The organism is Nocardia sp. NPDC055029 (assembly GCF_053608525.1).
Genome location: NZ_JBSGVQ010000073.1, coordinates 1 through 13,068, shown reverse-complemented (window position 1 = coordinate 13,068; position 13,068 = coordinate 1). Strand labels below are relative to the sequence as shown.

11 protein-coding genes are annotated in these 13,068 nt (G+C 67.5%); 5 read left to right on the top strand and 6 right to left on the bottom strand.

Annotated elements, in window-relative coordinates; translation table 11 throughout:
* The first annotated feature begins 281 nt into the window (after positions 1-281).
* The 3 genes from ACWF9G_RS33950 (at position 282) to ACWF9G_RS33940 (ending at position 4,322) form a co-directional block, all read left to right on the top strand.
* The gene (locus ACWF9G_RS33950) at positions 282-1,358 is read left to right on the top strand and encodes a DUF4344 domain-containing metallopeptidase (RefSeq protein ID WP_452520301.1); all 1,077 of its coding nucleotides are present in this window, start codon (positions 282-284) and stop codon (positions 1,356-1,358) included.
* Between the two features lie 123 nt (positions 1,359-1,481).
* Positions 1,482-3,290, top strand: coding sequence for a serine/threonine-protein kinase PknD (locus ACWF9G_RS33945; RefSeq protein ID WP_452520299.1), 1,809 nt, complete (start codon positions 1,482-1,484; stop codon positions 3,288-3,290).
* A 630-nt stretch (positions 3,291-3,920) separates the two neighbouring features.
* Positions 3,921-4,322: a hypothetical protein gene (locus tag ACWF9G_RS33940; protein WP_452520297.1), complete on the top strand. Its 402-nt coding sequence runs from the start codon at positions 3,921-3,923 to the stop codon at positions 4,320-4,322.
* A 46-nt stretch (positions 4,323-4,368) separates the two neighbouring features.
* Here ACWF9G_RS33940 and ACWF9G_RS33935 read toward each other — a convergent pair whose 3' ends face one another.
* On the bottom strand, positions 4,369-5,802 hold the full coding sequence (locus tag ACWF9G_RS33935; protein ID WP_452520295.1) for an MFS transporter: 1,434 nt from the start codon (positions 5,800-5,802) through the stop codon (positions 4,369-4,371).
* Between the two features lie 124 nt (positions 5,803-5,926).
* On the opposite strand from ACWF9G_RS33935, the gene ACWF9G_RS33930 reads away from it, so the two are divergent.
* Positions 5,927-6,484, top strand: a complete 558-nt coding sequence (locus ACWF9G_RS33930) for a TetR/AcrR family transcriptional regulator (protein WP_379311257.1) — start codon at positions 5,927-5,929, stop codon at positions 6,482-6,484.
* A 7-nt stretch (positions 6,485-6,491) separates the two neighbouring features.
* Here the strand turns inward: ACWF9G_RS33930 and ACWF9G_RS33925 are convergent, their stop codons facing one another.
* From ACWF9G_RS33925 to infC, 4 genes are all read right to left on the bottom strand, one after another.
* Positions 6,492-7,289, bottom strand: a complete 798-nt coding sequence (locus tag ACWF9G_RS33925; RefSeq protein ID WP_452520293.1) for a TrmH family RNA methyltransferase — start codon at positions 7,287-7,289, stop codon at positions 6,492-6,494.
* A 35-nt stretch (positions 7,290-7,324) separates the two neighbouring features.
* Positions 7,325-7,711, bottom strand: a complete 387-nt coding sequence (gene rplT / locus ACWF9G_RS33920) for a 50S ribosomal protein L20 (RefSeq protein ID WP_019046423.1) — start codon at positions 7,709-7,711, stop codon at positions 7,325-7,327.
* Positions 7,712-7,811: 100 nt separating this feature from the next.
* Positions 7,812-8,009: a 50S ribosomal protein L35 gene (rpmI, locus tag ACWF9G_RS33915; RefSeq protein WP_218716546.1), complete on the bottom strand. Its 198-nt coding sequence runs from the start codon at positions 8,007-8,009 to the stop codon at positions 7,812-7,814.
* Between the two features lie 31 nt (positions 8,010-8,040).
* Complete coding sequence (gene infC, locus ACWF9G_RS33910; protein ID WP_379311262.1) at positions 8,041-8,721, bottom strand: translation initiation factor IF-3; 681 nt, start codon at positions 8,719-8,721, stop codon at positions 8,041-8,043.
* Positions 8,722-9,078: 357 nt separating this feature from the next.
* Between infC and ACWF9G_RS33905 the strand changes: the two genes are divergently transcribed.
* Positions 9,079-9,420, top strand: a complete 342-nt coding sequence (locus ACWF9G_RS33905; protein WP_378856137.1) for a DUF1844 domain-containing protein — start codon at positions 9,079-9,081, stop codon at positions 9,418-9,420.
* Between the two features lie 520 nt (positions 9,421-9,940).
* Here the strand turns inward: ACWF9G_RS33905 and uvrA are convergent.
* On the bottom strand, positions 9,941-12,916 hold the full coding sequence (gene uvrA, locus ACWF9G_RS33900; RefSeq protein WP_452520291.1) for an excinuclease ABC subunit UvrA: 2,976 nt from the start codon (positions 12,914-12,916) through the stop codon (positions 9,941-9,943).
* Positions 12,917-13,068 lie beyond the last annotated feature (152 nt).

Genomic DNA, 13,068 nt, shown 5'->3' with positions numbered 1-13,068 from the left:
GGGGCTGTACTGCCCGCGGGGTGCCGCTCGTCGCGCTTCGGCCGGGAAGCAACAGGGAAACATGTTGCACAGATACAGGTCTCCGTCATCGGGAGTCGATGCCGGTCTGTCAGTCCACCACGAAGAAGTCCGCGCGGTTCGTCGAACGTGGGGAAATCAAGCAGGACAACCGGATCAGCAAGATATGCACGGGGTGAGAAAAGGCCACGCTGGTGGTGGCGGTCGGCCTGGCGATCGATCCGGTTGAATCAGAATGACAAGGGCCGCCGATCCACCGCGAAGTGCACGAATCATTTCTTCCGCCTGGTAGCAAAACAGATGCGTTCCACGCGAAGACAAGCGGCGGCAAGTTCCGCGGCTGCTATAATTTTTCTACGCTCTCGCATTTCACGACCTGGTCTGTGGAGATGATGTCGATGGCTGCACCGCATAACTTGCTCCACCGATGCGCGGCGGTTGCCGCATTTTCGCTTGTAGTGACCGCGGGGTGTTCATCGAATGGCGAGAACCCGGCGGCGCCGGCAGCCACGGATGCCACAACCAGTCAGGTGCCCGACACGGGCAAGTTCGTACCGGAGTACGAGCATGCTGCCCTGTCGGAGGAGGCCAAAGCAGGCCAGGACATCGCCCGCGACAACGAGGTGATCGAGGACCTGGCCGAGGCGATGGGGAAGATCTACAAACTACCCAAAGACATCCCGGTCGTCGGCATGGAATGCGGCGGGTTCAACGCGTTCTGGGATGACGAGGCCGACCGGATGGTGTTGTGCTACGAGATGTTCAAGTTCGCCGAAGACTACGCCACCTTGCAGGCCGAGGGCCGCGCCGATTACTTCAACCTGTACTTCGACGGTGTCACACGGATGATCACCTTCCATGAGTCCGGCCACATGGCGATCGACCTGTATTCGCTGCCGACTACTGGACGCGAGGAGGACTCCGCCGACCAGGTCGGCGCACTGTTGCAGTTGACCACGCCCGGGCCGGCCGGGGTGGCGGGCGTGGCAGCGGGGGCGGACTTCTGGTTCGACATCGCAGACGATCCGGCGAGCCTGAACGCCCAGGCATTCGCCGACGAACACTCGCTCAACCAGGTCCGCGGCTACAATCTGCTGTGCTGGGACTACGGTGCTCTCCCCGACGTACTCGGCCCGCTGGTGGCAGAACCCGGACAACCGGAGCAGGAGGGGCGGCTGCCGGCGGACCGCGCGGAGGAATGTCCCGAGGAGTATCAGAAGATGCTCGCGTCGTGGACGACACTGCTCGAACCGTACATCAAGGTCGAACTCGGTGTTCCGGCCGAGGTGGCGAGTGAATCCCCGGAGGTGACGCCGCCGACCACGACCGGAGCCCGGTAACCCACCGCATCCCCACGACTCGGATGGGATCGTTCCGGTCCTGACCCCCTTGCTGGGCACCGCGCCCCCACGCGGGTGGTTCGCGCAATTGACGGGACAGATCGGGAAGGTGGTGCAGACGGTGTGAGCGACGCTTTGGCCCCTGGCGTGACGATCGCCGGCTACACGATCGAGCGTGTTCTGGGCCGGGGTGGGATGGGGACGGTGTATTTGGCCCGGCATCCGACGTTGCGCCGGAAGGTCGCCCTGAAGGTTCTCGCCTCGGAGTGGGTGGAGGACGACTATGTGCGTTGTCGCTTCGAGTCCGAGGCCGACCATGCGGCGCTGCTCGAGCATCCCAACATCGTGACCGTCTACGACCGTGGTCAGGAGGGAGATCGGTTGTGGATCGCGATGCAGTACGTGCCAGGTGTGGACGTCAGGACCGCGGTGGCGTCCGGGCCGCTGGAGATCGGCCGGGTGGTGCGCATTATCACCGAGACGGGGCGGGCACTCGATCACGCGCACCGGGCGGGGGTTGTCCATCGGGACGTGAAGCCGGCGAACATTCTGTTGACCGCGGAGGCTCCGGAGCGGGTGTTGCTGACCGACTTCGGTACAGCCCGGACGGTCGATGACACCGCGCACCTGACGAAGACGGGGATGCTGGTGGCGACCCTGCACTACGCGGCTCCCGAGCAGATCACCGGCGACGATCTGGATCATCGGGTGGATGTGTATGCGCTCGGCTGTACCCTTTTCCAATTGCTGACCGGGGTTCCGCCGTATGGCGGGAGCGCGCCGTCGGTGATGCACGGTCATCTGCACGAGCCGATCCCGCGGCCGAGTGAGATGGTGACGGGTCTGCCGGTCGACTTCGACCTGGTGGTCCGGCGTGCGATGGCCAAGAACCGCGACGACCGTTACTCGTCCTGCCGGGAGTTGAGCGAGGCCGCACATGCCGCGGCGTGCGGTTTTGCCGAGGTCGAGACCCGGCCCGCCGGCCCGGCTCTCGACCTGACCGGACCGCCCGCACCGGCCGAGGCGATGGCGGCCAGGAGCGTGGTCGAGGAGGTGGCAGCACCCGGCTCGGGTGGGCGGCTGCGGCGGTGGCGCCTGCGCTCGGTGCTGGTGGCCGCCCTGCTTGCGGTGGTCGTGGCAGCGGCGTACGTGCTGTGGCCGACATCGCCGAGCGGCGGCGAGCAGACGGTGGTGCCGTTCAGTAATCTCGACGATCCGTACGGGGTGGCGGTCGATGGTGATGGGAACGTCTACGTCAGCGATTACGCCCGCGACCAGGTGGTGATGTACGAGCCGGCGTCCGGCACCCAGCGGACGCTGCCGTTTACCGGCCTCTCCCGTCCGATGGGCATCGCGGTGAGCGCCGAGAACACCGTGTATGTCGCGGACTCGGTGAACAACCGCGTCGTCGCCCTCGCACCGGCCAGGGGACAGCAATGGGACCTTCCGTTCAGCGGGTTGAACGTACCGGTCGCGGTCGCGGTGCGCGGTCTCGGGGACGTGTACGTGGCCGATGTTCTCAACAACCGGGTGGTGGTGTCGCCGCATGCCTCGGCCACCCCGATGGTGGTTCCGTTTCCCGTCGTGATCGGTCCGTACGCGGTGGCGGTCAACGACCGGGGCGATGTGTATGTGACCACGGCGAACACCGCCGTCAGTGTGCTCGGCGCCGCGACGAATACCGTGTCGGTGCTGCCGTTCGACGACGTCGACGGGGCCTCGGGTATCGCGGTCGGCCCGAAAGGTGAGGTGTATGTCGCCGACAACAGGCACAACCGGGTCCTGATGCTCTCCCCCGGTGCCGCGGAACCGACCGTGCTGCCGTTCACAGGGCTCAATGCCCCGGTCGGCATCGCGCTCGGCCCGCAGGGCGAGGTGTACGTCGTCGACGTCGAGAACAGCCGCGTCGTCATGCTGCCCTCGCAGAACTGACCCACACGGCTCATTGCTGGTGCCGGGCAACGACATTCGGAGGCTCTCCAATGCGATGGCGACGCCTGTTCGCGTCGGCCGACCGCACGCCGTTCACCGGGCCGGAAGTGTCCGCACCGCGAAAACGCCTGGAGCCGCACACCAGCCGATCCGCCGTGGCGGGGGTTGGGCGATCCACGACCTCCGCACTGTCAACCGCCTCGATGGAAGTCTCGGTCAGCAGCGACCCGGCACCACCTGAGGCGGTGGGCATGAGTGCCGACCGCGGCGCGTCGTGCTGGTGCTTCGCATCGCGCTGAGCGGCCCCGGGAAATTCGAGGGAACCAAATGGGCTCGCGCCCCGTCCAACTGTTCAAACACATCAGCGTGTTCGACTCGAGAACAGGACGACTCGATGCCTGAACAGACTTGCGACTCGACCCCGCCCCAAGACCGGCGCACGCGACTCACCGCTGCGGGGAGTGGCCTGGCACGGTGCGGACTCGGCATCCGGCCTATCGGCCGACGCCCCTTCCCGCGTGCGGCCGGGTTGTGCGAACGGCCACAGACCTCCCCCGAGCCTGGACCCCGCAGCTCGGAGGACCTCGATTGAGACGACTTCCGGTGCCGGGTCGCCGGTCGGAGCCCTCGGTGCGGCGGTTGTATGTGCGGTTCCAGTCCGCTCAGCCCAACCCGCACGGGCGATTTCCCGGCGTGTTCGCCCTGGTCAACGGTCTGTCGTCGGAGGGTCGGCTGACCGTTGAACAGGAGCGGTTCCGGCGCAGTGGCAACGACTGGTTCGCCGATCATCTGGTGAATCCGTACGAGGTGGATCGGCGGGTCTACGACCGCGACCGGCATCCCGGCGCGGCGGCGTGGTTCAAGTCGACGGCGCTGCCGATGATCGACCGGGTCAGTGGGTACCTCGATATCCTCGATACCCACGGGATCGCTTGGGAGCGGCTGGATTCCGATACACCGGGGATCATCCTGTACGAGGATCCGCAGCAGATCGTCGCCATGCCCGAGGTGATCGCCGCGGTGGGCTCGTAGGGGAACGATGGCCCGCGCGCCGAGGTGGGCACGCGGACCATCCGGATCAGACGGACTGCCGGGTGTGGCGCGGCAGGAACGCCGCCACCACCGCCACGACGGCGACCAGTGCCGCGCCCACCCAGACCGCGGGGACGAGGCCGTCGACGTAGGCCTGGGGGTCGGTGTAGGAGCCGTGCGAGGCGAACACCGAGGCGAGCACGGCGATGCCCATGGCCACGCCCACTTCGCGGACAGTGCTGTTGATGCCCGAGGCCATGCCCTGGTCGGCCGGGGAGGCGCTGGCCATGACGATGGTGGAGGACGGGGCGAAGGTCAGGCCCATGCCGATACCGCCGAGGACGAAGGGGGCAACGAAGGCGACATAGGCGACGTCGGTGGTGGTGATCAGCGCCATCCAGGCCAGCGAGACCGCCAGCAAGACCTGTCCGGTGGCGATGAGGACGCGCGGTCCGACGCGGTCGACGACCAGCCCGGCCAGCGGCGCGACGACCATCGGGACCATGGTCCACGGCATGGTGCGGATGCCGGATTCCAGCGGCGAATAGCCCTGCACGACCTGGAAGAACTGGGCCAGCAGGAAGATCGCGCCGAAGACACCGGCGGAGAAACCGAAGGAGACGAGGTAGCTCAGGCTCAGTCCGCGCGAGGCGAACATGCGCAGCGGGAGCATCGGGTCGGTGACGTAGCGTTCCCAGGCGACGAACGCCACGAGCAGCGCTGCGCCGCCGATCAGCGCGGCGAGCACGCGCGGCGCGGTCCAGCCGTCGTCGGCGCCGTGGATGACACCCCACACCAGCGCGAGCACGCCACCGGCCGAGAGCACCAGCCCGAGCAGATCCAATCGCCGTGCGGTGCCGCGTGATTCGGCGAGAACGCGCGCGGCGAACGGCAGCGCCAGCAGGCCGATCGGGACATTGAGCCAGAAGATCCACTGCCAGTTCAGCCCGTCGACGACCGCGCCGCCGACCACCGGACCGACCGCGACGCCCAGCCCGGCCAGGCCGCCCCAGATGCCGATCGCGGCGCTGCGCATCCGCGCGGGGACCGCCGCGGCGAGCAGGGTCAGCGACAGCGGCATCACCGCGGCGCCGCCCGCACCCTGGATCGCGCGGGCCAGGATCAGCATCCACGGTTCGGTCGCGAGCGCGCAGGCCGCCGACGCGGCGACGAAGACGGCGATGCCGGCGAGGAACACCCGGCGGCGGCCGATCCGGTCACCCAGGGCCGAGGCGGTCAGCAGCAGCGAGGCGAACGACAGCGTGTAGGCGTTGATGAACCACTGCAAATCCGAAAGAGACGCTCCCAGTTCGGTTTTGATCACCGGAAGCGCGTTCGTCACGACGAGGTTGTCCAGCGTCACCATGAACATCGGGATGCCGACTGCGGCGATCACCGCGCCCAGCGGTGCGGTCTTCGTGCCGCCGGGCGGCTGCGTGTCGGCGAGAACGGCATCGCCGGGTTCGAGTGTCTGAGTCATGTCCAACCCTTGTTGTTATTCACTGATAACTAATATCGACCATGGTTATGCATCGACTGATAACATGTCAAGAGGCGACGGGACTTCGAGGAGGAACATACCGATGGGCGGCACGAGAACCCGGATGACCGCATCCGAGCGCAGCGCGCAGGTGCTCGAGGCCGCGGTGCACGCCTTCGCCGAATCCGGCTACGCCGCAACGAAAACCGATGAGATCGCCCGGCTGGCCGGTGTCTCGCAGCCCTATGTGATCCGGTTGTTCGGCACCAAACAGCACCTGTTCCTCGCCGCCCTGCACGAGGTGTGCGGGCGGATCGAGGCGGTGTTCCGCGGGGCCGAGGTCCCCCAGGACGCCGATACCGCCGAAGCGCTGCGCATCCTGGGCCATGGCTTCGACGTCTTCCTGGCCGAACGCGAACTCCCGCTCATGCTCCTGCACGGCGCCGCCGCCAGCGCCGATCCCGCGATCGGCGATCCCATGCGCGAGCGGTTCGGCCGGATCTATCGCCTGATCGGCGAGCTCACCGGCGCCGACACCCTCGAGTCACGCCGTTTCGTGGCCACCGGAATGCTGCTGACGATCATGACGGCCATGCAGGTCGCCGGGAGCGAGGCGATCCCGCTCCCCTGGGCCACCGAAATCCTCGACGATCTGCGCAGTTCCGCCGCGCCGGGGTGCTGACCGCCCGCTACTTCGCGTGCTGGACGCGGGCGCTCGCGTAGAGGCAGATCGCCGCTGCCGCAGCCAGATTCAGGCTTTCGGCGCGACCGTGGATGGGGATGCGGATGCGATGGTCGGCGCGGGCGGCGACGGCGGGATCGAGGCCGTGCGCCTCGTTGCCGAAGAGCCAGGCGACCGGTCCCGCGAGGATCTCGTCGGCATCGTCGAGATCGACTTCGCCGTTCGCCGCGGTGGCCAGGATCGTGACACCCGCCGCGGAGATCGCGTCGAGAGTGGCGGTGATATCGCGGCTGCGCGCGATCGGCACGTGGAAGACGCTGCCCGCGCTGGCCCGGACACATTTGCCGTTGTGCGGGTCGACGGTCTCCCCCGCGAGGATCACGCCGTCGGCGCCGACCGCGTCGGCGACCCGGATCAGGGTGCCCGCATTACCGGGCTCGGCGATCTCGACGGGGACGGCGAGCATGCGCGGACTACGGTCGAGGACCTCGCCGAGCGGCACATCGAGCAGCTCGCACACCGCGACCAGACCCGGCGCGGTGACTGTCTCGCCGAGGTGCTCGGCGGCGCGGTCGCTGACCAGCGTGGTGCGTACGCCGTCGGCGGCGGCACCGGCGATCAGCGCGGTCTCGCGTTCGGCCGCGGCGAGTGAATAGAACAGCTCACGGACGCGACCGGTCTCCAGCGCGGCGGTCACGGCATTGGCGCCCTCGGCGAGAAACTGGCCGGACTTGCGGCGCTGCGCGGCACGCTGGAGCTTGACAGCGGAAACGACCCGCGGATTGCGCTCGGAGAGCGCGTCCACGGGTCGTTCCGACAGATCGCTGTGTGTCGTCAAGCTCAGGCAGCGGTGGCCGGGGCGTTGACGTCGGCGGGCAGCGCGGCCTTGGCGACAGCGACGAGACCGGCGAAGGCCTCGGCGTCGGAGACGGCGAGCTCGGCGAGGATCTTGCGGTCAACCTCGACACCGGCGGCCTTGAGGCCCTGGATGAAGCGGTTGTAGGTGATGTCGTTCAGACGCGCGGCGGCGTTGATACGAGCGATCCACAGCTTGCGGAAGTCACCCTTGCGCGCCTTGCGGTCGCGGTAGGCGTAGGTCAGCGAGTGGAGCTGCTGTTCCTTGGCCTTGCGGTACAGGCGCGAGCGCTGGCCCCGGTAGCCCTTGGAGGCCTCGAGGATGGAACGGCGCTTCTTCTGAGCGTTGACGGCCCTTTTGACGCGTGCCACTTTTCAGTCCTTGATCATCTGGGGGCGCGGCGGGCGCCCGAGTTCGGTAGTTGTCGGCGTCCGGTTATCCCGGCCGCGGAATCGTCAGGTTGCGACGGTCTCAGGCGAGACCGAGCAGCCGCTTCACGCGGGGGGCGTCGACGGCAGCGACGGACTCCGTGCCTTCCAGACGACGAGTCCGGCGGGTGGCCTTGTGCTCCAGGAGGTGGCGACGGTTCGCCTGCTCGCGAAGCAGCTTGCCACTGCCGGTCACCTTGAATCGCTTCTTGGCGCCGCTGTGGGTCTTGTTCTTCGGCATGGATTCCTCTATCTAGTCGTTGAAATCGGTGTTACTGCGAGTCGGCCTGCGCAGCCTGCTCGGCAGGCGCGGTCGGCTCGACCGTCGCAGCCGGGTCGGCGCTCGCGGGACCGGTCGGCAGCGGACGTGCCGCCGGCGCCGATTCCTGCTGTGCCTTCACCCGCGTCTTCGCGCCCTTGTGGGGAGCGAGGACCATGGTCATGTTGCGGCCGTCCTGCTTGGCCGAGGTCTCGACGAAACCGAGTTCGGCGACGTCGGAGGCCAGGCGCTGGAGCAACCGGAAACCGAGTTCGGGCCGCGACTGCTCACGACCACGGAACATGATCGTGACCTTGACCTTGGACCCGGCTTCGAGGAAGCGCACCACGTTGCGCTTCTTGGTCTCGTAGTCGTGGTCGTCGATCTTCGGGCGGAGCTTCTGCTCCTTGATCACGGTCTGGACCTGGTTCTTCCGGGACTCGCGCGCCTTCTGCGCCGTCTCGTACTTGAACTTGCCGTAGTCCATGATCTTGCAGACCGGCGGACGGGCATCGGGTGCCACCTCGACGAGGTCGAGGTCGGCTTCGAGCGCGACGCGAAGTGCATCTTCAACACGCACGATCCCAACCTGTTCGCCGCCGGGTCCGATGAGACGGACCTCGGGAACACGGATGCGATCGTTGATGCGGGTCTCAGTGCTGATGGGGCCTCCTAGGTCAAGCGGTGTCGTCATAACGACCGCGCGCAATAACTGCAACCCCTGTTTCAACACGAAAGCCCCGTTGCGGTATTTCTCCGCGACGGGGCCCGATGTCGACCGATCGCCCACAGCCGATGCCCTCACGAGCTCGGTGTCGACCCCTGCGTGCCAGGCACACAGGAAACCCGTCACAGGGACGGGTGACCGGGACCGTTAGTCCAGTACGATTGCTCGCCGGTAACGGTGGGAGTCGGGCTCCACTTATCTGCCCCAGGCTTGCATGACACAACCAGGGGCGGTCGTCAGCGGAAAGTCTAGCATCGCATTCGGCTATCGCCGAATCGGCCTGGCGCGGACGGGCCGCAACGGCACCGAGATAGCCTTGTCGCCATGACTGACGAGCTCGATCCCCCCGTGCGCGACCTGGCCGACATCCCCGCCGTCGAGGTGATCAGCCGCGCCGCCGTGATGCTGATGAGTTCGGCCGCGGAGAAGCTGGGGCTGGCGTCGGAGGACCCGCACTCCGGGGCGCACGTCGACCTCGACGAGGCGCGCCGGGTGATCACCGCGCTGGCCGGCCTGGTCACCGCGTCGGTGGAGTACCTCGGCCCGCACGCGGGCCCGATCCGCGACGGTCTGCAGGCGCTGCAGCGCGCGTTCCGCGAGGCCTCCTCGGTGCCCGACGCGCCCGGCATGGGCCCCGGCGAGAAGTACACCGGCCCGGTGCACTGACCGGACCCGCGACCGGAGAAACGAAAAGATCCGCCGACGCGCACGTCGGCGGATCTTCGCGTCTACGGGCCAGGGCGGCCGCTATTTCGTCGAACTCAGGCCGCGGGGGGCGGCGTGACCGGCGGGGTGCCCGGCGTGACCGACACGGCCGAGCCGGAGGAGATCATGTTGGCGATGGCGCTGAACAGCGCCGCGCTTCCGGTATCCATTACTCAGGTGTTCCTTTCGATTCTGCCGGGTCAGACAGTCGGCTTGGTGGGCTCGTAGGCCACCGAGGACCCGCCACTGAGGAAAGACAGAATCTGGCCGATGAGCGCCGTGGTGGCTTCATCCATGGGGACGTTCCTTTCAAACTGCACGACATCCGCGATCGCGCCGCCCACGGGCGCGAGACACCACGGGATGCCGGTTCGACTAACCGTTACTGTCCGGTACTCCGGCAACGGTGAGGCGAATGCTACCCACCCGTGTTTCACTTTGTCGCGTTTTCGGGAAGTCCCGTCAGGCAGGCTATCCGGCCTCAGCGCAGCGCGGCCGCCTTTCGCGCCAGCCGCTTGGCCGCGGCCGTCTCGGCAGGCGCCTTCTTCGCCGCGGGCGCCGCTTTCTTGGCTGCCTTCTTCGCCGGGGGCAGCACCGGAGCCGGAGCGGCGAGCACCTCTTTGAGGAACTGTCCTGTGTAGCTGCCCGACACCTGGGCCACGTCTTCCGGCGTGCCCGTCGCGACCACGGTACCGCCGCCGGAACCGCCCTCGGGACCCATGTCGACGACCCAGTCCGAGGTCTTGATGACATCGAGGTTGTGCTCGATGACGATCACCGTGTTGCCCTTGTCGACCAGCCCGTTGATCACCTTGAGCAGCTTGCGGATGTCCTCGAAGTGCAGGCCGGTGGTCGGCTCGTCGAGGATGTAGACAGTCCGCCCGGTGGAGCGCTTCTGCAGCTCGGCGGCCAGCTTCACGCGCTGGGCCTCGCCACCGGACAGGGTCGGCGCGCTCTGGCCGAGGCGCACGTAGCCGAGGCCGACCTCGACGAGGGTCTTGAGGTAGCGGTGGATCGAGGTGACCGGTTCGAAGAACTCGGCGGCCTCGTCGATCGGCATGTCCAGCACCTCGGCGATGGTCTTGCCCTTGTAGTGCACCTCGAGGGTTTCGCGGTTGTAGCGGGCGCCGTGGCACACCTCGCACGGGACGTAGACATCCGGCAGGAAGTTCATCTCGATCTTGAGCGTGCCGTCGCCCGAGCACGCCTCGCAGCGGCCGCCCTTGACGTTGAACGAGAACCGGCCCGGCTGGTAGCCGCGGACCTTGGCCTCGGTGGTCGCGGCGAACAGGGTGCGGATCTTGTCGAAGACGCCGGTGTAGGTGGCCGGGTTCGAGCGCGGGGTGCGGCCGATCGGCGACTGGTCGACCTGGACCAGCTTGTCCAGGTGATCGAGGCCGTTGATCCTGGTGTGCCTGCCCGGCACCTGGCGCGCGCCGTTGAGCTTGTTCGCCAGCACCGTCGCCAGGATGTCGTTGACCAGGGTCGACTTGCCCGAGCCGGAGACACCGGTGACCGAGGTGAGCACACCGAGCGGGAAGGACACGTCGATCCCGGCCAGATTGTGTTCGGTGGCGCCGACGACGGTGAGCTTGCGCTTCTTGTCCATCGGACGGCGCACCATCGGCACCTCGATCTGCTCCCGGCCGGAAAGGTAAGCGCCGGTGAGTGATTCGGGTTCGGTGAGCAGCTCGGTGTAGGGACCGCTGTGCACGACGCGGCCACCGTGCTCGCCGGCCAGCGGGCCGATGTCGACCACCCAGTCCGAGGCGCGGATGGTGTCCTCGTCGTGCTCGACGACGATCAGGGTGTTGCCCAGCTTCTTCAGGCGCAGCAGCGTCTCGATGAGCCTGCGGTTGTCGCGCTGGTGCAGGCCGATCGACGGCTCGTCGAGCACATAGAGGACACCGACCAGACCGGACCCGATCTGGGTGGCGAGCCGGATACGCTGCGCCTCGCCGCCGGACAGCGTCGCCGCCGCCCGCGAGAGTGTCAGGTACTCCAGGCCGACGTCGAGCAGGAAGCCGAGGCGCGCCTGGATCTCCTTGAGCACCTGTCCGGCGATCGCGGCCTCGCGCTCCCCCAGCGTCAGCGTGTTCAGGAAGTGGGCGCAGTCGCCGATGGACAGATCGCTGACATCGGCGATCGACTTGTCGGTGCCGTCGGCGGCGAGTGTGACGGCCAGGATCTCCGGGCGCAGCCGGGCGCCGTGGCAGACCGGGCACGGCACATCCCGCATGTAGCCGTCGTAGTGCTCTTTCATCTGCTCGGACTCGGTGTTGTCCATGCGCCGGTGCAGGAACGGCATCACGCCTTCGAAATCGGCGTAGTAGGACCGCTTGCGGCCGTAGCGGTTGACGTAGGACACGTGCACCTGGTCGGAGCTGCCCTCGAGCACCGCCTTGCGCGCCTTGGCCGGCAGGTCCTGCCAGGGGGTGTCCATGGAGAAGCCGATCGACTCGGCCAGACCGGACAGCAGCCGGTTGAAGTACTCGGCGGTCTGCCCGCGCGACCACGGCGCGATCGCGCCGTCGGCCAGGCTCAGCTCGGGATCGGGGACCACCAGTTCCGGGTCGACCTCCTTGCGGATGCCGAGGCCGGTGCAGTCGGGGCAGGCGCCGTAGGGCGAGTTGAAGGAGAACGAGCGCGGCTCGAGATCCTCGATGTCGAGCGCGTGGCCGTTCGGGCAGGCCAAGCGCTCGGAGAAGCGGCGCTCGCGGTCGTGGGCGTGCTCGTCGCGGTCGACGAAGTCCAGCACCACGATGCCGTCGGCCAGCCGCAGCGCCGTCTCGATGGAGTCGGTGAGCCGCTGCTTGGACGCGGATTTCACCGCGAGCCGGTCGACAACGACCTCGACGTCGTGCTTCTCCTGCTTCTTCAGCTTCGGCGGATCGGTGAGCGGATACACCACGCCGTCGACCCGCACGCGCGAGTAGCCCTGGGTCTTGAGCTGGTCGAACAGATCGACGAACTCGCCCTTGCGGGTGCGCACGACCGGCGCGAGGACCTGGAACTTGATCCCCTCCTCCATCGCCAGCACCTGGTCGACGATCTGCTGCGGGGTCTGCTTGGCGATCAGCTCGCCGCAGACCGGGCAGTGCGGCGTGCCAGCGCGGGCGTAGAGCAGGCGCAGGTAGTCGTAGACCTCGGTGATGGTGCCGACCGTCGACCGCGGGTTGCGGTTGGTCGACTTCTGGTCGATCGACACCGCGGGCGAGAGGCCCTCGATGAAGTCGACATCGGGCTTGTCCATCTGCCCGAGGAACTGGCGCGCGTAGGCCGACAGCGACTCGACGTAGCGGCGCTGCCCCTCGGCGAAGATCGTGTCGAACGCCAGGCTCGACTTACCCGAACCGGAAAGACCGGTGAACACGATCAGGCTGTCACGAGGCAGATCGAGATCGACACCTTTGAGATTGTGTTCCCGAGCTCCGCGCACAGTGAGGCGTTCCGCCACCTGGTGAATCCCTTCTCCATCGTCATCCGCCGACCGGACATGAACCCCCGTCAGCCATGCTAGGCGGACCCACCGACAGAAATGTCTGAGCGCTGGCGCGCTCGAGGTCGCGGCCCCTCCTGTCCCGCCGGTCAGGCACCGTTGCTTGCTCC

What these genes read in the sequence shown, in the direction of transcription:
- ACWF9G_RS33935 (WP_452520295.1), bottom strand. Translation starts at nt 5,802, where the DNA reads ATGACTCAGACACTCGAACCCGGCGATGCCGTTCTCGCCGACACGCAG.
- ACWF9G_RS33905 (WP_378856137.1), top strand. Translation starts at nt 9,079, where the DNA reads ATGACTGACGAGCTCGATCCCCCCGTGCGCGACCTGGCCGACATCCCC.
- infC (WP_379311262.1), bottom strand. Translation starts at nt 8,721, where the DNA reads ATGACGACACCGCTTGACCTAGGAGGCCCCATCAGCACTGAGACCCGC.
- ACWF9G_RS33930 (WP_379311257.1), top strand. Translation starts at nt 5,927, where the DNA reads ATGACCGCATCCGAGCGCAGCGCGCAGGTGCTCGAGGCCGCGGTGCAC.
- rpmI (WP_218716546.1), bottom strand. Translation starts at nt 8,009, where the DNA reads ATGCCGAAGAACAAGACCCACAGCGGCGCCAAGAAGCGATTCAAGGTG.